16 protein-coding genes are annotated in these 21,664 nt (G+C 40.0%); 1 reads left to right on the top strand and 15 read right to left on the bottom strand.

Annotated elements, in window-relative coordinates; all coding sequences use genetic code 11:
• Positions 1-2: 2 nt before the first annotated feature.
• The 6 genes from DESACI_RS12765 to DESACI_RS12785 all read right to left on the bottom strand — a co-directional run bounded on the left by DESACI_RS12765 (position 3) and on the right by DESACI_RS12785 (position 8,495).
• Entirely contained in the window at positions 3-2,951 is a 2,949-nt protein-coding gene (locus DESACI_RS12765; protein WP_014827608.1) for a PEP/pyruvate-binding domain-containing protein, read from the bottom strand.
• A gap of 4 nt (positions 2,952-2,955) precedes the next feature.
• A complete protein-coding gene (locus tag DESACI_RS25520; protein ID WP_014827609.1) occupies positions 2,956-3,084 on the bottom strand; it encodes a hypothetical protein in 129 nt (42 codons plus the stop codon).
• A 131-nt stretch (positions 3,085-3,215) separates the two neighbouring features.
• Complete coding sequence (locus tag DESACI_RS12770) at positions 3,216-4,727, bottom strand: aldehyde dehydrogenase family protein (protein WP_014827610.1); 1,512 nt, start codon at positions 4,725-4,727, stop codon at positions 3,216-3,218.
• A gap of 77 nt (positions 4,728-4,804) precedes the next feature.
• Complete coding sequence (locus DESACI_RS12775) at positions 4,805-5,629, bottom strand: RMD1 family protein (RefSeq protein WP_014827611.1); 825 nt, start codon at positions 5,627-5,629, stop codon at positions 4,805-4,807.
• Positions 5,630-5,675: 46 nt separating this feature from the next.
• The gene (locus tag DESACI_RS12780) at positions 5,676-7,100 is read right to left on the bottom strand and encodes an APC family permease (protein WP_014827612.1); all 1,425 of its coding nucleotides are present in this window, start codon (positions 7,098-7,100) and stop codon (positions 5,676-5,678) included.
• 27 nt (positions 7,101-7,127) lie between these two features.
• Positions 7,128-8,495 carry a putrescine aminotransferase gene (locus DESACI_RS12785; protein WP_202947853.1) on the bottom strand — a complete coding sequence of 456 codons (1,368 nt, stop codon included), beginning with the start codon at positions 8,493-8,495 and terminating at the stop codon, positions 7,128-7,130.
• Positions 8,496-9,063: 568 nt separating this feature from the next.
• Between DESACI_RS12785 and DESACI_RS12790 the strand changes: the two genes are divergently transcribed.
• Entirely contained in the window at positions 9,064-11,163 is a 2,100-nt protein-coding gene (locus DESACI_RS12790; RefSeq protein ID WP_014827614.1) for a sigma 54-interacting transcriptional regulator, read from the top strand.
• Here the strand turns inward: DESACI_RS12790 and gdhA are convergent.
• The 9 genes from gdhA to DESACI_RS12840 form a co-directional block, all read right to left on the bottom strand.
• Positions 11,157-12,494, bottom strand: a complete 1,338-nt coding sequence (gene gdhA, locus DESACI_RS12795) for an NADP-specific glutamate dehydrogenase (protein ID WP_014827615.1) — start codon at positions 12,492-12,494, stop codon at positions 11,157-11,159. The genes DESACI_RS12790 and gdhA overlap by 7 nt on opposite strands.
• Before the next feature lie 531 nt (positions 12,495-13,025).
• Positions 13,026-14,360, bottom strand: coding sequence for a 4-aminobutyrate--2-oxoglutarate transaminase (gene gabT, locus DESACI_RS12800; protein ID WP_014827616.1), 1,335 nt, complete (start codon positions 14,358-14,360; stop codon positions 13,026-13,028).
• Positions 14,361-14,770: 410 nt separating this feature from the next.
• Positions 14,771-15,067: a DUF2321 domain-containing protein gene (locus DESACI_RS12805; protein WP_014827617.1), complete on the bottom strand. Its 297-nt coding sequence runs from the start codon at positions 15,065-15,067 to the stop codon at positions 14,771-14,773.
• A 235-nt stretch (positions 15,068-15,302) separates the two neighbouring features.
• On the bottom strand, positions 15,303-15,548 hold the full coding sequence (locus DESACI_RS12810) for a hypothetical protein (protein ID WP_014827618.1): 246 nt from the start codon (positions 15,546-15,548) through the stop codon (positions 15,303-15,305).
• A 92-nt stretch (positions 15,549-15,640) separates the two neighbouring features.
• Positions 15,641-16,609 carry a hypothetical protein gene (locus tag DESACI_RS12815; RefSeq protein ID WP_014827619.1) on the bottom strand — a complete coding sequence of 323 codons (969 nt, stop codon included), beginning with the start codon at positions 16,607-16,609 and terminating at the stop codon, positions 15,641-15,643.
• Positions 16,610-16,919: 310 nt separating this feature from the next.
• Positions 16,920-17,054: a hypothetical protein gene (locus DESACI_RS25525; protein ID WP_014827620.1), complete on the bottom strand. Its 135-nt coding sequence runs from the start codon at positions 17,052-17,054 to the stop codon at positions 16,920-16,922.
• Between the two features lie 347 nt (positions 17,055-17,401).
• On the bottom strand, positions 17,402-18,877 hold the full coding sequence (locus DESACI_RS12830; RefSeq protein WP_014827622.1) for a vWA domain-containing protein: 1,476 nt from the start codon (positions 18,875-18,877) through the stop codon (positions 17,402-17,404).
• Between the two features lie 23 nt (positions 18,878-18,900).
• Positions 18,901-20,412 carry an IS5 family transposase gene (locus DESACI_RS12835; RefSeq protein ID WP_049804021.1) on the bottom strand — a complete coding sequence of 504 codons (1,512 nt, stop codon included), beginning with the start codon at positions 20,410-20,412 and terminating at the stop codon, positions 18,901-18,903.
• A gap of 122 nt (positions 20,413-20,534) precedes the next feature.
• The gene (locus DESACI_RS12840; RefSeq protein ID WP_014827623.1) at positions 20,535-21,656 is read right to left on the bottom strand and encodes an ATP-binding protein; all 1,122 of its coding nucleotides are present in this window, start codon (positions 21,654-21,656) and stop codon (positions 20,535-20,537) included.
• Positions 21,657-21,664: the final 8 nt, after the last annotated feature.

The raw sequence follows: 21,664 nt of genomic DNA on the forward strand, positions 1-21,664 counted from the left end.
AATTAGTTCGTTTTGAGAATAACTCCCTGACAACCATGACCGTCAATCTTCACTGTCAGTGGTTGATGCAAGCGAACTAACCTGACATAATCCGTTTGCTTGAGAACCGGTAAACCCTTGAGCCACTCCCAATCAACAAATTCTGATTCATTTGCGTCACTAATATGAAGATAACCCATTCTCAGGGATATGAGGTTATGATGAAAATGACTCCCCAGAGAAGGTTCTGCTTGAAGAGTCCCCCAGTCCGATTCAACAACCACTTTTGCCTGAGATATTTGTGACCATATCAGAGGGATACCAAGCCAGGGATCAGAGGAACCCAGACGTCCGAAACCTAGGAGCAGGTAATTACGAGATTCATTATACAAGTATTGATTTAATTCTCCTATCTCCTGTCCGATAATCCTCGTCTTACCGCGGTCAAAGGTATCCGGATCAACGAAAATTATATCGTAGATAGTCTCAAAGACCCCATTGCCAATTGTATGACTGCTTTTACACAATACCCGATCTTTGGCGTATTCATTAAGCATAACTTCTTGCAATTCCCTTCCGGAAACTAAAGGACGAATCTGAAGAAAGTAAAATTCAATCTCCTTTTTACGATCCGTAGGAATGTTTACAGCAAATTCAATCTCGATATCTGTTCCAAAAGCATTTCTTCCCAGAACAAATAGCTCCTTAATAATATCTGCCAAGGGAAAGAGACCAAACTTCAAAACAGGTGCAAACGACACAACTCGAGGTCCTGAAATCGTTAGAGTGTCGCAAAGGGTGTCATTCTCTTTTGAATACGTGCTGCCCACAAAATTTAAAGTACCATCCCTTTCTGCACGATCTAAGGTATATGTGCCTAAAGTACACCCTGTGTCTTGGGAAATTTCGATAGCAGGATTGGTTAGCATTAAGCCGTAAAATTGGTTCTGTGACTTTTTTAGACTATCCTCCGCCGAAGCAAAATCTGGGTTCATCTTTGGATAAGCAGGGCAAAAACGGTAAGCCTTCTCCCCATCAACCACCGCTTTGCCTAAACCTAAAGCCAGACTAACAATCCCATGTTCAGGCCGCATGTAGGAAATCGGGTAAAAATTATAGGACTGAGCAACCCCGGACATTACCGGATAAAAGGCATCCCTATGAACTTCCCCAACAATCTGCTGAATCAAAATTGCCATTTTTTCCTCTTCGATTCGCAAATCAGCATTTTTAATATAGCGTTTGGGAGACTGATAATAAACCGACGAGTAGACGAGCTTTATGGCATTGAGGAGTTGATATAAGCGGATTTCAGGGTCCTGATGATTATTGGGCAGCATAAAGGTATTATATATTCCTGCAAAGGGCAGCATTTGTGAGTCTTCGAGAATGCTTGACGACCTCACCGCTAATGGATAATTAATCTTATCGATTAAGATACGAAGTTCATTCGTAATTTTGAGAGGAAGTTCGGCGTTTAGGAACCTTTGCGCAATCGTTTCTTCTGCTTCTGTAACCATCGCCATTTCCTGCAAAGAATTTATCTCAAGAAATTCCTCGAATACATCACTGCAAATAACAAAGGATTGAGGAGTTTTAACCCTGATGTTATCATACTTCTTAAAGACTTCCGTTTGAGATAGGATGGAGTTAAAGAATGCTACTCCCCTGCCCTTTCCTCCAAGTGACCCACTGCCCAATTTAAGCAAAGAATTGTCCATATCCATTTTTGAATGTTCGAAGTCCGTGATAACTCCTTCCTGAATGCGTTTGAAATACATTTGAATTACATGGAGAATATATTCCCTGAGCTCTTCCGGGCTACGAAAATCAGAAACATCCACACGACGGATTTGTTCTGCGCATTCAAATTCAGTTCTGGCTTTAAACCACTTGGAAAAATCATAGCGGCAGGCATGAAACAGCAAGCTTTCTTGTGGCAAGATACGAATAATTTCTTCAAATTCATCGATAATAGATGCTCTGGCAATAATGCTTCCATCCTGTTTCCTAAATAAAAAGTCACCAAAACCATAGTTTTCTTTGATATACGTACTTAGTTCCAAAAGCATACTGGGCGAGTTTTTATTGAGAAAGTTAATCCCAATCCCCTGTACCCCATCCTCATTTTCAAGTTCACTCGATTGAACTAAAAACGGCAGGTAGGGAATCTCCTCCTTAATTTTTTTCGCTAAAAGCAGACCTGCCTGCGGGTTGTTTTGCCCTTCTTTTGGGTAGCCCATATCAGAGATGACACCCAGCAAGTTGTACCGATATTTGCTAAAGAACTCTACAGCTTCCTCGTATGTCTCAGCCAGTAATATTTTAGGTCTGGCCCGCATTCTCAATAAACGATGCAGATTATTAATACCCTTAGAGATAAGGTAACTCGTCTGTTTCATAATTTCCGTGTAAATAATGGGCAAGAACTGAGAATACGCCCAAGGTGAGTCTTCTACCACCAAAATAGCCTGAACACCTTCTCGGCAATCTGACTCTAAGTTTCCGAGATCCTCAACATACTTAATAATGGCTAGCAAAATTGTATTGTTTCCGGACCAATAGAAGATCTTATCGATTGTTTTGGTCTCGCGAATTTCTTTAAGCAGTTCATAATTAAGAGTATCATAGGTAAGCATGACAACGGGTTTCCCGGGATAGGTTTCCTTAATACGCTTTCCAAATTCCAGCGGGTTCATATCTCGTATTCTTGCCATGGTCATAATCAAATCATAAGTTCTTTCCTTCATCTCTGAAAACGCTTCTTCAGCAGAAGAAACTCTGCTTATCCGAGGAACGAATTGCAGGTTATTATCTAAGTATTCTCCAAAGATTTTCTCTGATAAACGGCCGTCTTCTTCCAACACAAAGGCATCATAAGGACTTGAAACCAGTAAAATCTCCCGGACACGAAATTTCATTAAGTCATGAAAACCTGAAAATTGGGTTTTATAAAAATTTGATGTATCCATAATATTATCCAACCCAAATTTCAAAAATACCTTGAGATAGGGCTGCATTTTTGGCAGCAACGGCTTGATGAGATTCAGGTTCAATCGAATTGTGCCTTTTGACGGTTTCAAATAATTCTTTTACATTGGACATAGGAACATCTCCTTAACTTATATTTCCAATAGAACTGAAATGGCTTTGGGAACCAAAGTTTGACCGGACAACGCACGGCGAACGGAAACCATCTCTAAGTTTGCTTAGAGATGGTTTTTACAAGTATTTTATTAGTGGCTAAACCACCCCGTTGGCTCAACAGCCAAATTGACGTTAATTTGTTTCACCTCGGTATATTCTTCAAAACCAAAAGTACCCAGTTCACGGCCGATCCCCGACTGCTTATACCCCCCCCAGGGTGCTTCATTATATGTTGGATGATAGGTATTTATCCACGTGATTCCGGCCCTCATCTTTTTGATTACCCGATGAGCTTTGCTAATATCGTTTGTAAATACAGCACCAGCAAGCCCGTAAACACAATCATTAGCTACCCGAATTGCATCTGCTTCGTCTTTAAAGGTTTGAACAACGAGAACCGGTCCAAATATCTCTTCCCGGACAATCCGCATATCTGACCGGGTATCAGTAAAAATTGTCGGTAATAAGTAATTGCCATGCTTACCCAAATCACCTTCAGGACGTTTCCCGCCGCACAGCAACCGGGCTCCCTCAGACAAACCGATGGCAATATAATCCTCAACGGTCTTTAAATGTTGGGCTGAAACCAACGGACCCATCTCTGTCTCAGGATTGAAACCATCACCTACACGAATTTGCAATGCTCTTTCTACCAACCTTGTTACAAACCGGTCATGGATGGATTCTTCTACCAAGAGGCGTGATCCGGCAGAACAAACTTGCCCTGAATTTACAAAGATACCATAAAGTGCATAGTCGACGGCTACCTCGAAATCGGCATCTGCAAAAATAATGTTAGGTGATTTTCCTCCCAGTTCCAGGGCAATTTTCTTAATGTTTCCAGAAGCAGCTTGCATTATTTTACGCCCTGTGTCCGTACCGCCAGTTAAGGCAATCATATCAACCAAAGGGCTTTCTGCTAGGTACTGGCCGACACTAGAGCCTGGACCTACCAGAATGTTCACCACACCTTTCGGAAATCCAACCTTGTCAATGAGGGTTCCTAACCGTAATGCTGTTAGAGGTGTCCATGTTGCAGGTTTTAAAACGCTTACGTTGCCTGCGGCAAGCGCCGGCCCTAGTTTCCAGGCGCACATCAAAAGCGGAAAGTTCCAGGGAACAATTTGACCGCAGACACCAACAGGCTCTCTTACCACAAAGGATTGGGATGGTGCGGGAACATCGAATACCTGCCCGTGGGGTTTTGTAACTAATCCGGCGTAATAGCGGAAGCAGCCGGCAGCATCTGCCACGTCATATTCAGCCTCCCGCAACGGTTTACCATTGGACAATGTCTCTAGCGCGGCTAATTCCGGGGCAATTGCTTCGATTTCATCAGCAAGCTTAAATAATAAATTGGCCCGTTCCTGGGCAGTAGTCTCTGGCCAGCCGTCTACATCAAAAGCACGTCTTGCGGCACGAATCGCTCGCTCCGCATCTTCTTCTGATCCAAATGCTACCGAGCCAATGGCTTCACCGGTTGCAGGGTTGTAGAGTTCTTGAGTTTTCCCGCCGGAGGATGAAACCCACTCACCATCGATAAACATTAGAAAGGTTCCGTCTGTTGATTGTTTCAGGTTTTTTAAGATATTATGCATCATCTTTACCTCTCCTTTTCTTTTTACTCAATTGCACGGCGAAGTTTTAATCCCAACCTCTCGATAGGACATGTAAATGCTCATTTTACAAAATTCAAGATAATAGAAATAATAATTTCTAATGTTATTAGAAAAATAACAGCATACTCTAGTCGACTACCCCGCCTGGCATGAGCAAGCTCACTGAAAACTTGGGTTATGTCCATCATCATTTCTGACTTCTGCCTAATATTTTCACACCTATCATTTAATTCAAATAGAGTACTAAGTTTATCAAACAAATTTTCAGCCTCTTCGTTAACCCAGGTAATCTCAGGTTTATCAAGCAGCATAATGTATGAAATTACTCTTAATCGAAAGTCTAAAATACGTGCTGACATTTTTGCCAGCTTTTTATCGGATACTGTTAAATTCCCTTTTTGCAAATAATTAATTATCTCCTCTATCTCGTCTATCAATTTATCAATTTGGAATTCAATTCGTTCCAATGCAACTGATTTTGCTAATACGGTACTAACAATTTCCTTTTGAAAGTTTAAATCATAGGCTGTGACCAGATTATCATTATAAATTTTCAAAATCTCATTTGGTGATATCTCAACTTTGTAATCATCAGAGAAATCCAAGTAATAACTTATTTGCTCAAGATTTTTTTCAATATGACTCAAGTAGTCTGTTATATCCATGATTTCATGATATTGACAGTTGATAAATACAATGCTGCCAAAAGGGAAGACAAAAATTGATTTATCTCGTGGATCCCGGACAATGCCTTTTAGAGCAACTTCATCTAAGGTAAGAGATTCTTCCCATTTGAATTTATGATTAATTCCAAAATGAATAGCAATTGTATTAACATTAATTTCATCAAGGAAAGCAATAGCTTTAAAATTAATTATCGTCATAATCTTTTATCTTCCAAACTAAATTGATTTTGCATGCACATCATTACTATAATCCAATCCGATTTGAACTATCGAACTGACCGTCATAATTTTCCTTATTGCCTTTGTAAAATTCGCTTTTGTATTTCTTTTTGTAAACCACCATAGGAATCAGACCAATCAGCAAAGCACCAAGAGCAATTAAATCCGTAGTCCAACCGAGTTGGGGAATATCATATATCGCCACAATCCATAGAAAGAGAGCGGATAAACCGGGCCAAATTCCCCGCATTAAAAGGGCTTTTTTATCAACAGCGAATAGTTTGCGATAGTACCAAACACTGGTAAATCCTGTAAGACCATAGTAAAATGCAATTTGTAAGCCAAGAGCATTTATGGCACCTGTCATCAGGGTATTAATACTGGGACTGAAACTTGAAACCACGAAAGAAAACAAAGCTACGATCCCAATGACAATACTGGCCATCCATGGCGTTTGAAATCGAGGATGTAATTCGGAAAACCTGGTACTAATCACCCGGTCTCGACCCATTGCAAAAAGTGTTCGGCTGGCTTGCAAGAGAGATGTTTCCAAAGTAGCCACTGTACTTATGATTACTGCCAAGATTGCAATATCTCCCCACGGCCGGGGAAAAATCATATCGCCAATGACCGGCAGGAGATTTGTATTAGAGTTGCCGATCTGATCAGGGGTCATGCCAATTTGAATTGCAACTTGCATAAACACAAATAAAATGAAAATAGCAATCATCCCAAAAACTCCGCCATACCCAGGAGCTGAATTCCTGTTTTCGGTCTCTTCAGTCAAGTTGGCGGTTACATCCCATCCCCAGTAGTAAAATACAGCTACTAAGGCACCGGACATAAATGTGTTTATATCCCCTGGAGCAAACCAACTTAGAGAAAAACTCTGTACCGGCGCGGAGTTGAATTTGACAAAGGCTCCAACGGTGATAAGAACTAGACAAGCTACTTCTATTGTTGTCATAACTTTCTGAAAATTATTTGTAATCCTAATCCCTAAAATAATTAACACGTCCATTGCTATAAACCACATGGCTCCTACCACAGTGACGGCAATTACATTATTTGTCAAGTCCGGAGCTAACAGATCAAGTGTTGCAGAGCCCACCGGCAGGGAGCCCGCAACCATGAAGAGGGTTGAAGCAACTATAAGTGCCCAGCCGCTCATGAATCCCAAGGAAGGGTTAATTGCCCGACCTACCCAGGCATAACTGGCACCAGCGTCGGAGCGCCACTCATTTAAATATTTAAATGCAAATGCAATACCAAACATAAATATTGCTGCATAAACAATAGAACCGGGTCCCCCTAGACCGACAGCGGCGACCAAAGCCGCTGTACTGGCCGATAAAGAGTAGGCTGGAGCGGTGCCGGCGATTCCCATGATCACGGAATCGGCCTTAGACAAAACATTATGGCGAAGTTCTTTCACATTATCACTAGCCAAATATCGTTCCCCTCCTTTTTAGATAACTCAAACTTTGTTATCTCCACTTACCTTAGCTAAAGCATAAGCCAGGACTTCAAATACTCTATCCGCTTCTTTCCGGGTAATTGTTAGGGGAGGTTCCACACGAATAACCTGCGCATTAATTAGAGTGCCGGTAACCAGGACTCCGTTGTCAAACATATGCTTGGCGACTTCAAACCCCACTTCATTATCAACAAATTCCATCGCTATCAGCAAGCCCTTACCGCGAACATCAACCAGTTTGTTTTCATATCCGGCTGCCGCTTTACGCAAACCGGCCAGCATGTATTCGCCCATTTCGGCTGCGCGTTCAGGCAGATTTTCTTCAATTAATACATTGATATTGGCAATTGCTGCCGCGCAGGCTAACGGGTTCCCACCAAAAGTCGTAGTATGCAAAAACGGATTTTCGAATAACACTGAGAACACTTTCTCCGTGGCTATTGTAGCTCCAATCGGCATTATTCCGCCGCCGAAGGCCTTTGCCAGACACAAAATATCCGGAATCACCCCGTAATGTTCACAGCAGAACATTTTCCCTGTTCTCCCCATACCTGTCTGTACTTCATCAAGAATTAGCAAGGCGCCAAATTCGTCGCATAACTTGCGCACACCCGTTAAATAATCGCCATCAGGAATGTTTACTCCCCCTTCCCCCTGAATCGGTTCTAGGAGAACAGCCCCAACGTCTTCTCCCACCATTTGGCAGGATTCCATAGTTTTCCTGAGCATCTCTAAATCATTGAAGGGAACATGGCGAAAACCAGGAACAACAGGCATGAACGGCCGCCGAAAGACTCCTTTGGCTGTTCCGGAAAGAGAGCCCATGCTCTTGCCATGAAATGCTTTGGTCGCGGCAATAATTGTAGGCTTATTTGGATTATTAGCTTTTGCCAGTTTGATTCCTGCTTCAACAGATTCTGTACCGCTATTGGTTAAAAATGAATATTTCAGTTGACCAGGAGTAATATCTGCCAGTATTTTCATTAAAATTGCCCTTAGGGGGTCAAGCAAATCCTGGCTGTGCAATGCCTGCCGTCCCATTTGGTCGATAACTGCTTTAAGAACTTTTGGATGACGATGACCAACGTTATATATTCCAAAGCCACCCAAGCAATCAATATATTCCTTGCCGTTGATATCCCGGAAACCATTCGGTCCTGAATCCGACCATTCTACAGCGCTGGAAGCTAAATCACCAATGGTTACTGATTTGCGATATTCAAGAAAACCAGGATTAACATAGTCACGGAAACCATTCACCGTTTCTTGTTTTACCCATTCCACCTCTTGCTCATTGATAATGGGTTTCGCAATAATGTCCAGGATTCTTTGGGAATAATTGTATATATCCTTGTAGTTGATCATCATACCCCTCCTTATAATCATTTATTGACCTAACTGCCAGAACTCCTATAACAATAATTCTTTCTTCACATTAGGACAGCCGATGTTCGAAAACATAAATTAACCCAACAAAGGTGTACACATTTTCCGACTGACATCCATTATCATAGAAATTTATTTACACCGCCTTTCTTCACATCAACTTTTCTCACCCAGTAAGGAGAAAAAAATGATAGTCTATCTCGACAATAACAAAGTTAGCAATAGTTGTGCCAATCATTTAACTATTCTAATAATTGGCACAACTATTAATTAATTTCGCATATCTTCCCTTTTTGTTCTCAATAAATAGTTATCTGACTATGTATAAAATAATCAAGGGCGCCTTAGGTAAACCAGCAAAACAGGTTATCTCGGCGCCGTTGATATGTAAATATTATTATGAAGAAGATACTACATTACCTTCTTAGATTAATACCTACCTTTGATGATAAACCCACTTACTTCTTGTAAATTCAATAACTTTCATTCTTGTTAATTGTATGCATTACTGTATAATCTAGTTAATTCTAAATAAAGGGGCACTGCCATTATGAATTTAAAAACGTTCTTGCGAGATCCAATTTTTATTGATAAAACTACAAACTTGGATACAATCACAGAACGTTTAAAAACCGAAGAGCATGCCTATGTGTTTTTCAGAAATGAGGAAAAAATATTTCCAGTAAAGAGTATTGATATCTTACTGGAAAGGCAGAAACCCGTAGAAAAACTTCTAAAACTGTCAACTTGCGAACCGCCTCTAAGTATAATTCCCTTCGCTGAACTCACGATCCGTGTTCTTGACGTGCTCGCCGAATTAGTGACACTGGTGAGTTATGACGATACATTAAAGTACATTTTGCGTGAAGAATTCTTATTAATAATGACGTCAACCAGTTCGAACAATGACATCGCCTGGTTACGCAGTTTGTTTGCCTCAATTCCACGCGGTTTGATGATAGTCGATCTTAACTATGCAGTGGTGAATAGCAATGCAGAAGCTCTTAGGATGTTGCGCATCCCCGGAAAAGAACTTCAGGACATGCGTATGCATGAACTTTTAGGGCTCTCCAGCTTTCAATATGTTTACAACACCCATAATTCCTTGCTGAATCAAATTATTACTCCTACCGTAAACCAGGCGGCAATTTTGGTAGATTTTGTCCCCTTAATCATGTATCAGGTTGTTACCGGTTTTGCGTTGATTATTCAGGATCTGCCCTCAGTTGAAACTATGGCTATGGAACTAGATTCAGTTAAACAGCTAAATCAAGATTTGGAAGCGATATTGTCCACAATGTATGATGAAATCATTGTTGTTGACTCTCGAGGCAAACTTTTACGTGCCAGTTCCAACTATATTTCTTCTCAATGGAAACAACCTCCAAATACTTTAATTGGCCAGCAACTCCTAAAATTAAAGGCAGTCGATGAACTTATACATAAAGTTATCCGTGAAGTGCAAAAGAAAAAGCAAAAAGTCTCTCTCATGCAAAATAACTCTGAATCCCCCCGTCTCTCCGTGGGCAATCCACTCTTTCATAAATCCGGAGGATTAGAGAGAATTGTTATTACTTCCCGAGACCTTACGGAAGTTTCCCGCCTTCGGAGAGAGCTAGAACAAACTCGTAAAATCAGTGAAGATTACCGCAATGAACTGGAACGATTGCGCGAACGAGTCAAGCAAGTTCAGGGAACTGTGCCGGTATATGCCAGTCCGTTGATGCATGAAGTAATGAAGGAAGTCGAACGTGTTGCCCAATTTTCTGCGACGGTTTTATTAAGAGGAGAATCGGGAGTAGGTAAAGAAGTCATTGCTTCCACGATCCACTCCTTAAGTCAACGTCACACTCAGCCTTTTATCAAGATAAACTGTGCTGCTATTCCTGACTCCTTGCTCGAAAGCGAATTGTTTGGGTATGAGAGGGGTGCATTTTCCGGTGCAAGCCAACAAGGAAAAACCGGTTTGATTATTAAGGCTCATAAGGGAAGTCTCTTCCTTGACGAGATATCCGAGCTGCCAATAGGCACCCAGGGTAAGCTTTTGCGGGTAATCCAGGAACGTGAGGTTTACCCGGTTGGTGCAACAATACCAATAAAATTTGATATTCAAATAATTGCTGCGACCAACCGTCCTTTAGAAGAACTAGTCTCCCAAGGCAAGTTTCGGGAAGACCTGTTTTATCGGATCAATGTTTTTCCAATAGAAATACCTCCCCTGCGTGAGCGCAAAGAAGATATCATTTTATTGGCCAATGTATTCCTGTCCCAATTTAATCAAACTTATCGGCGTAATCTGCGTCTATCTGCTGCGGCAATGGAAATTCTGGAGGCATATCCTTTTCCGGGAAACGTCCGTGAACTTCAAAATCTGATTCTGCGGATTGCGATAAAAAATGACGGGGAAGTCATAGAGAGTAATACAGTTGAAAGAACACTTATGAAGCGCGATTCCCCGTCAGACAAACCGAGGGAGAGATTTTCGCAGGTTATCCCCTTAGAACAGGCCTGTGCCGAGGTAGAAAAAGAACTTGTTACCATGGCTATGAAACAGTACCAGTCAACGACTAAAGCCGCCAAAGCACTTGGCGTCAGCCAAGCAACCGTTAGCCGGAAATACAGACAAATTATGAGCAAAATAGATCAATAAATACCTTGAGCCATCATTGCTAAGGCAACTTTCTGGAAACCTGCAATATTTGAACCAGCAATCAAATTTCCTTCCATACCATATTCTCTTGCTGCATTCTTAGACATTTTATATATATTTACCATTATACCATGCAACTTTTGATCAACTTCTTCAAAACTCCAAGAGTATCTCATACTGTTTTGACTCATCTCCAGAGCAGATGTCGCAACCCCCCCTGCATTAGCTGCTTTGGCAGGACCGAACAAAACCTTACGTTCTTGAAACAACTTTGCGGCGTCTGCTGTTGACGGCATATTAGCACCCTCAGCAACAGCGATAACCCCATTCTCGATGAGAACCTCTGCCTCTTTAGCGTTTAGTTCGTTTTGGGTAGCACAAGGTAAGGCCACATCACATTTCAGTGACCAGATATCCCTGCAGTTCTCACCAAATTCAGCTTCAGGATGATAGTTCTTATATTCTTTAATTCTTTTTCTCTCAGTTTCTTTGAGACGTATCATCAATTCCAAGTCAATTCCATTTTTATCGTAAATATAGCCGTTAGAATCGGACATCGCGACGACCCTTGCTCCATATTCCTGGCATTTTTTACAGGCATAAAGTGACACGTTGCCTGAACCTGAAATAATAACTGTCTTGCCTTTTAACTCATGACCAATGTCAGCCAACATCTCACTTAAGAAATAAACCGTCCCATATCCGGTGGCTTCAGTCCGCGCCAGTGATCCGCCGAAAGGAATTCCTTTACCTGTTAAAACCCCTGCTTCTGTGGCATTCTTAAGGCGCTTATAATGGCCATATAAGAAACCGATTTCCCGGCCGCCCACTCCGATATCTCCGGCAGGCACGTCAACATCCGGCCCAATATGTTGGGCCAACTCACTCATGAAACTCTGGCAAAAACGCATAACTTCCCGATCCGATTTTCCTTTAGGATCAAAGTCAGAACCACCCTTAGCTCCCCCGATGGGCAAACCGGTTAAAGAATTCTTAAAAATCTGCTCAAATCCCAAAAACTTGATAATGCCTAAATTTACTGAAGGATGGAATCTCAATCCCCCTTTATGAGGCCCAATGGCGCTGTTGAACTGAACCCTGAATCCCCTGTTAATGTGAATATTACCCAGATCATCCTCCCAGGGAACTCGGAAAATTATTTGTCTTTCAGGTTCAACAATCCGATCCAGCAAACAAGCCTCCCTGTATTCCGGGTGCTTATCAATGACCGGTTCCAAAGACTCCAAAACCTCAGCAACTGCTTGATGAAACTCAGGTTCACCCGGATTGCGCTTTTTGACCGTTTCGAATACTTCTTTTACGTACGACATTAGAACATCCCCCTATCTTATATTCCAAAAGAGCCGATAAAGGCCTTTTGTTTCCAATATAGTTACAATAGTAAGTCGTTCAATTGCATAGTTTTATTTTTTTTCAAGCTATCTTCTGTCCAGGGAAATCAATATGCAAAGATCGCGCCAGAATTTCAGTCATTATGTGAACTGTCTGACAATTCATTCCAATATAATTATGTCTTATTACAAGTAGCTTGAATCAAGGGTTATCTCAAAAAAAATTGCAAAGGTAAATTCATTTTGTTACAGCCCGTAGATCTGCATCTTAGTTAATTGACCCACTTAATAGCACCAGAGCATTAAGTGATTATTGAATGCATCCTACTGTGAGTGAACAACTTCTGGAAAATTTGGGCTGACAATAACTCCCCCTGAATAGCAATGTTATTGCAAATTCTAAGCAGTCTATTATAAGAGAATTAAATAAAAGGCCATTAAGTGCCGGGCTATCCGGTACCTAATGGCGTATTTGCCGCTATTCAGAAAAGAAGAGTTTCTACAAAATCGTTATATATTTTGACGGCTAACTTTCGCAAAAGCGGCTTCTAAAATATTTAAGGCCTGCTCTAGCTGCTCGTTCGTGATAACCAGGGGCATTAACATCCTAATGACATTTCCGAAAACCCCTGCCGAAATAATCAGAAGGCCATGTTTTAGACATTCTTGAGTAATTTGAGCCGTTTCCTCTTTGGCCGGTTCCTTGGTAACCCGGTCTTTAACAAGTTCAATTCCAACCATAGCCCCCAAACACCGAATGTCCCCAATTAAAGAGTAAGTCTCCTGCATTGCCTTTAAACGCTCAACGACGGTTCCGCCAATCCTATCTGCGCTTGATGAAAGATTTTCTTGCTGAATATAATCGATTGTTGCCACACCGGCAGCACAGGCAATTGGATTACCTGCATAGGTGCCCCCAAGCATTCCTGGTTCGGGAGCGTCCATGATTTCAGATTTGCCCACCACCGCACTTAAGGGAATCCCAGCGGCAATTGATTTTGCCATGGTCATAAGATCTGGTTCTACTCCGTAATGTTCAACAGCAAACATTTTTCCTGTCCGGCCAAAACCTGTCTGAATCTCGTCGGCTATAAAGACGATGCCATTATTTGAGGCGATGGACTTCAGGCCCGGCAAAAACTCTTTAGGCGGGACAATAAAACCACCTTCCCCTTGTACCGGCTCGATAATCATAGCGGCAATGGTTTCCGGGGCTGCTTCAGCCGCAAAGAAACGTTCAAATTGTTCCAGACAGTGCATTCCGCATCCCGGGTAGGTTGATTTATAATAACAACGATAACAATAAGCTGATGGAATTCTGTAAATTTCCGGAGCAAAGGGACCAAAACCAAATTTATAGGGTTTTACTTTACTTGTTAACCCCATGGTTAGATTTGTCCGCCCGTGAAAAGCCATTTCAAAAGCAATAATTCCAGTCTTTTTGGTATACGATCTGGCAATTTTTATAGCATTTTCCACGGCTTCGGCACCACTGTTACCGTAAGTTACTTTTAAATCGCCGGCTATAGGGGCAATTTTAGTCAGCCTTTCGGCCAGGTCAACCCATCCCTCATACATAGAAGTCATAAAACACGTATGAATTAATTTGTCTGCTTGATCCTTTATTGCCTTAACAACAGGTTTAGGACAATGGCCCGCATTTAAAACACCAATTCCACCATAAAAATCAATAAATTCATGACCATCAACATCGATTAGTAAGGCACCCTCTGCTTTTTCAATAAATAAAGGGGTTCCCTGTGAAATCCCCCGAGCTGTGCACTGATTTTTTCTCTCGATCAGTGCTTTAGATTTTGGTCCCGGCAGTGTAAGTTCTTGAGACACCTGATACAACCTCCCGTTCTCATCTAAAATTTGTGTCTATTTACGATCCATTATAAGAGCTTTCTTTGGGTTGTCTCCTTTTAGAGGCGACAATCCTTGGGAACTATTCTGATATTGGCTAATGCAAGTTTCAGGCCAATTATTAGAGTTTCTAAAAATGGATTGTACAGGCAGCTTTCTTAATCATTACAAAGAGTCTTTAATGCAATCAAACATTAAGAGCTCCAAAGATTGTGGGATGTCGTATAGATAAACTGAGATCTTGTAATGCTCCAATGCATAAAATAATGCATAAATACAGCAAATAATCTACCCAAAACCCTTCCTCATACTACCCCCTTAAGATAAAAGGAGTTGTAACCGACCTGTCTGTTACAACTCCACGACTCAAACCACAATACCCTACTGCATTAACATTCAGCATCTTCGGGATTGAGTTCAAAATACTCGACCATTTTTATTAAATCATTGTATTTATTTAAAGCCCAAGGATAAGGGGTTCCACATTGATGACAATAGGATGACTCTACTCCTCCTATAAACGCATTACATTTGATACAATTAGAGATATTCTTTGCGTTAAAGGTCTCAAAATCCTTCGTTTCGCTCTCAGTAACTTTCATACTTGATCTGTTAATCATATAATACGTCCTTTCAAACATATTAATGCTTGCATCTTGTTTTCGGCATAATTGATTGACAGTCACAGTTATTCCCCCTTGGAAAGCCGTATTTTCACCAATATAAGCATTTGTTAACCTTTTAGAGACTCATGGATTGAAGAATCAAATATTAATATTGCAATTTCCATGCCATTGCGTCTCTGGCGGTCTGAAACTCAACGAGGAAGACCAAATTTTTGGTCTTCCTCGTTTCCTATTTATGTTCCGATATATAGATATTTCAACCTTTTAAAGTTTCAATTTCGAATACCAACTCTATCTACAATTGCATATTTAAACCGGACTTACCAAATAAAATAGCAGAGATTATCAGCAGGCGCAGGGCTTCCCAATATGAAATTTCTCTGATGTTAAAAATACGAGTTATTGTAATATTCCATAACCACATTAGAACACCACTAACTATAAACAACAGCACAATCCATAGTAATAACATTGAAAATATGCCGCCCATTATTCCTGGAAAAAAACTCATCGGACTGCCACCAAAAGAAATATCATGCATATATAACTCACTCCTTATATCCTGATCTAACTATAGGGTTCTAAATAGATAAGAAAAAGGCGTAGGATATTCTAGCTATCTTACAAATATTCTTAGTATATTAGTTTAATAGTTTCTAACTGCTTAATCTTATTCTTTAATATATACTGATTTACCTCATTATTTCTAATTTCATTTATTATTTCCGAGGTTGTTTCGTCATTGTCAGAAGCTAAGTTTAAATACGTCTGTAAATGTTTGATACATTGATTTAAGTAAAATAAATGAAAGCACTTCTTCGAACATAAACCACCTTTACGATCTAGAAAATCCTTGTTAATATATTCCAGTAAATCGAATTCTCCTATTTTGAGTGTCTGAGTATCTTGAATTCTCAAATCATCTTTGTTAATTTTTTGGGGATCAAATATTCTTCTATCTACGTTACAAATTGCCAAACCATTATTAATACATCCCATACAGACAAACGATCTTTCAGGTGCTATATCCCCCTCATGCAAATTTCCCTTACAAAAAACACATTCCAAATTTAAGGGGTCATTAACATAGATTACCTTAGGTCTGTTTTTTCTTATACTCTCACGTGTTTTTACTTCTAACCCTTTAATACTCTCGATTTTTTTGATTTCATACTCATCATCTGTTTCAAAATAGGCTTGTCTTTCGTGGGATGTGCTGATAAGCCAAGGCTTTTGTTTTTTGATAAAAGATAAGTCTTCGAGCAAATTTGGTTGCAGCCAAGAATACAATGAATTTGCAGCGTCTAATAAGATTTTTTTGGCGCCATCCTGAGTTCTATAATAATAGACTAAGGCCGGCTTTTGTTGCCGTCCAAAGCAATCCCTTCCTGACCATAATCTTGTCCCCGGCCATTCGTATTGTTCTTTTTTTTCGATTAGGAACGTTGACAAACCTTTTAATACATTATTCATAGTTTCCGACGGGATATCGCCTTGCCTGGCGTTTTGTCTAACAACAAGTATAAATTGCTCACACTCGCTGAAAGCAAGATCCAACAAATCTTTATAAACCTTGTCTTTAGGATCAGAAGTTATATACATAACCATCACTCCCTATATAAGTTTAACAAGTTCTCTGAGAGAGTATTTTAATTTGGGGTTCTCGTATCATTTATTCCATACAAAGGATATTAATCCTTTATTCGTTAATACTTTTGTTCGGGGACAGTGATTCTTTAATTCAACGATAATTCTTGTTCAAAATTCATGTATTATTTTTAAGAGGTGAGACTGCCAGTTCAAAACTGACAGTCCAATAGATTTTCAGACAATTACTACCTGAGCTTTTTATTAACGTCATACCCGTAGTATGCCATTCCCCTATCAGGAATGTCTGAGCGTCTCTATAGAATTAGAAGATCACTCCGAGTGCTATTAAGATCAAAATGGCAATAGCAATAATTCCCGCTCCGACACAGCCGCCGCCGAAGCCGTAGCCACCACCATAGCAGCAGCCGTATCCTCCCATACCTCCATAACCGTACATAAAGTCATCCTCCTTTCATTTCTGGTTTTAGAATACGATTCCCATCGCAATTAACAAAAGAATAATTACTACTACGATTCCAATACCTGCACCAAAGCCGAAACCACCGCCGCAAGCACCACCAGCTCCACCAAATGCCATCTCATTTCCTCCTTTCTAACAAACCTAGTACAAAATATGCAAGAAGCCTGTAATATTCTACATGTTTTCCCAAATATTAACTTTCAAATTTAATGTCCATTAACCATTTCCAAATAATTCACCAAATAACCCCTGAAATAGTTCCAGGAGTTATTTGGTGAATTACTTGTATTATAATTTCTGTATTATTTATTTAAATTGAATCATCAGATATGCATACTTTCTTGGTCATTCATCGAATATCCATCTCTTCGAACGTCACTCATTGTTAAAGTCTCATCTTTGGCCGCAATAATCTTAAGTTTTTTAACCGCACCATAAGCCTCTTCTAAAGAAAGCTCATCTCCTCCCCCAGAAAGAACCCATAATGTTTTATACCCTCTGGGTAATGCTTGAAGCTTATTTTCCCCTTTACCATCTGTGAAATAAACCAATAAGTTAACTCTATGATGATTGGCGTATTCAAAAACCGGGGTAAACTTAGTGCCACCTCTATTATGAATTCTTTCTTTTACATCCTTTACAGTTTTAACGTCATACACACGTCTAATATCACTGTCACATTCGACAATCGTAATTTCATGCTTATAATTTTTTACAATATCCAGTACTTCTTTGATGGCTTGGTTAAATTCTGCATCACTAATGCTCCCGCTGATATCCAGGGCAACTACAATTTTTGCCAGATAGTTCCTAAGCTGACCTCTTAAATCTAAGCGATCGGGCTGTCTTCTGTTTCTTCTTGTGATTGTCTTCTTTTGATGACCTGCAACAGTTCCCATTAATCTCTTAAGATATAAGTTCCAAGGCAATTCACCCTTGCTATTTTTAAGTGAGGAGATCAAACCTTCTAAATAATTTGGGAGATTGTCTTTTTGAACGATATTAAGATATTTCTCAGTAAATTCCTGAAGTGTTTTCTCATCGATAGAACTAGAATCTTCCCAGATATCGTGGGCTTTTTCCGGGTTATAATCCGTTTCTATTTTTTCATCGCTATTAAGCTTGGGATTATCATCATCAACCTTATCTTCGCTTTCGTCTTTATCTTTATCTTTATCTTTAACTTCATCTTGATCATCATTTTCATCCTGTAAATCTATGGCAGCTTGAATATTCTCCGCATAATATTCAAAAGGTTTAAAAGGCAAAAGTTCTAAAGAGTAATGTAAATTTACCCATTCTAGGGTTACGGCATAGGGCGGCAGATTGTCTAAATATTTATTAACAACTACATTCATTGCCATATTAAGAGCCAGCTTGCTATAATCCTTTAATTTTTTTGCTCTCAGCAAATGCATGGATAAAATGTGAAGTATTTCATGTTTAATTGTACTTTCCATTTGTTCGGGATTAAGATCTAAAAAAATTAAGGGATTAAAATATATGACATACTGAGCTCTTTTAAAATTCACTGCCGTCGGACTACTAATGTCAAATCGTATTTCTCTTGCCATTTGGAGCAAAAAATAACCGTAAAAATTATCTTTATCCTCCAATAGATTTAGATTTACCTTATCAACCAAGCTAAAAAATGCTTCTTTAAAATCCTTTGGGATAACAATTTCAGTTTCATTATTAACTCTCTTTGATTTCAAATAAATATTAATAATGTTATTTGCTTGTTCATAAAGCTCTTTTACTTGGTTAGCAAATCGGTTAATAAATTCAATCTCTTCCATAGAGTTTTCACCTTACTTAGGGATTACTGAACAGTCCCCATATTTTTAGTTTCTAGGCAACAAACAAAATCTCCCAACTCGAAAAAAGGCGTTTCCCAAAAAAGGTACAAAAGATCCCGGAGGCGCTTCCCCAGGTTCATGATGATGAACTGTAAGCCAATGACCGTCTCACTCGTTTCTTTGAGACGTACCATTATTCGACCTAGTCCATAACGACGTTTTCCTTCACCGAATTTCGCCTCGACTGCATTTCTTAGGCCTGCCTCTTGTTTCTCTAGCCGCCTTTGTTCTAAATGCTCTTTTTTATCCTTCGAGGGTCGACCTAGTTTGGGCCCGTTAAGCCGAATGCCATGTAACTTGCAGTACTGCAGGTTGTCTCGGTTCCGATATATTTTATCGGCAATCACGGATTCAGGATAGTTTCCATGGCGCTCCTTATAGGTTTCTACCGAATCAATCAGGGTGGTGCCCTCATTAAAGGCTTCCCAACTCAACTTCTCGATCCAAGCAAATCCGTTGACGATACTTATGGCAACTTTCGCTCCAAATTCTGTGGCTGCTGTTTTTTTACCCCTCACAATCGGGCGAACATGCGGTTGGCTAATGCTCACGATACGCTCTTCTATAGTGTGGACTCGTTTGTCATACATGGTTTTTTGCTGTTCAAAGAGTGTTTGTATGGTTTCTAAGTCTTTTTGCTGCCGTTTACTGAGTCCTTCTGGGTACTTGGCTGATAGTTTCAAGACGATCTGAAGGTCTCTTGTAACGAAGCTCAGCTGTTTCCGAATGGCCTTGCGGATTTCACGACTTCTGGGTTTCCGATTCTTTTCTAACTTCAGATAGAGTTTACGTGCCTTTTGTCGATAGGTTCTTGGCTTGAGCTCTTTCCCTATTTGATTCTCATGCAAGGTGTCCACCATGGCCTCTAACTTTTCCCGTGCGTCATTTAGTAGAGAAAAATCCGTGGGATATTTCACATCGGCCGGGGTGCATGTGGCATCCAAAATGAGTTTTCCGTGGTTTTGTTGGGGTGGTTGCTCACTGCTTGCTTGATCTTCACGACGATTGTCGTCTGTACAACCTGAACTTGGTGGGGGAGTGTTTTGATCTTTATGATCTTCAGTTTCCGTCTTTGTTTCTCCCTTACATAAGGCTTCGTTCAGTTCAGCAATTACCTTAGCGTCGAGGCGTTTCCGAAAATGGACCATACTCGATGAATCGAACGGTGGAGTGGTTTGAAATTCCTCCAGCCCGATGAAGTATTGCAAATAGGGGTTTTCCATGATTTGTTGGACGGTTTCTTCGTCGGAAAATCCACACTTTTCTTTGATGATGAGGGCACCCAATGCGACACGAACTGGTTTCGCAACATTTCCAGTATGCTTTGGGAAATGAGAAGCATATCGCTCTTCAACAACGTTCCAGGGAATCAAATCGGCCATCTTGACCCAACGGTTATTCGCATCAAGTTTGCCGCCTGCAAAAAATCTGAAGTCTTCGAGTAAGCTAATTTGACCTGTAGGTTTTCGGTACATTTTCGTCCCCCATCTGCAAGGTTTTTCGACCATATTCATCCTTTATCTTGCTTTATTATACCACGAAAATGGCCTTAGTTCCTACTCCCATGCAGGTTTCGAGGTTATTCAGTAATCCCTACTTAAGCATAGGATTTAAAATATGACTCTACAAAAGCTTCATTTTCTATCGCATGCTTATATACTTCTGGATAATTTTTTCTGATTTCTTTCATAATTCCTATCTTTAAATCGACAGGATAAACTTCTAAAAACTCAATAAGCCTATTAATATAATAACTCAAGTTATTTTGATCATTATTAATGATCGTCGTTTCTAACGTTTTAAGTATATTTTTAGCGGATAAATACAGTCTTGAATGGCTTTCGCTTTTTACTCTTTCAATTACGGATTCCTGAAGGGAATCTCCCGAAAATACATCATCGTAAGAAATTAATAAATTATAATCTGATTCAACAAAACCAACAAACTCTTCGGCAATTAACTTTCCAACATTCCCTCTGATAACATTTAAAAACACAGATCTCGGTATCAAATTTTCTTTGTCCTTATAAATTTTGTAAAGGCCGGAGATTCTCTCATAGCTTCTCGGAGTTGCCCTTAGATCATCTTCGTTGATCTTGTGTAAATAATCGGGGAAAGTTGAGATGAATTCTATAACTTTCTGTTCTAATCCGGTATTCATTGCCCAATCTAACCACTGATTATAATCCGGCTCCATAAATAACCAGACAAATCTATTTTCTTGCGCCGCATCCATATCGACGACTTGATAATCAAAATCGGAACCATATTTACTTGATGGATTCATTGCAGCTATTATTTTTACACTTTCATGTAACTTATAGCCATTAATTTCTCTGTTTAAGATCAAATTCATAAGTTCCTGTTGAACGGTATGTTCACAGCGATTAATCTCATCAATGAATAGAAGAACGGTTTTTCCTTTAGATAATTCTTCATCTATTTCCCTTAACTTATGATGGACAGCATATACGGTGGTCTTCATTTCGGCTTTCTCTTCTTTGAAATCAATCCTCGGATAGGATTCTATTGTGGGAAGGCCTCCTATTTCACCTTCCTTAAGGAGATTCCCATTAAGAACAATTAGACTCCAGTTATTCTCTTCGGCAATTTCCTTGGCAAGTGCTGTTTTTCCTATTCCACTTTCCCCAACGATCAAAGGCACTTCTCCAATGGATAGTACTAAGTGAACACTTTTTAATGTGTCTGAAAAATTCATATATCTAT

This window comes from Desulfosporosinus acidiphilus SJ4 (assembly GCF_000255115.2).
GTDB lineage: Bacteria > Bacillota > Desulfitobacteriia > Desulfitobacteriales > Desulfitobacteriaceae > Desulfosporosinus > Desulfosporosinus acidiphilus.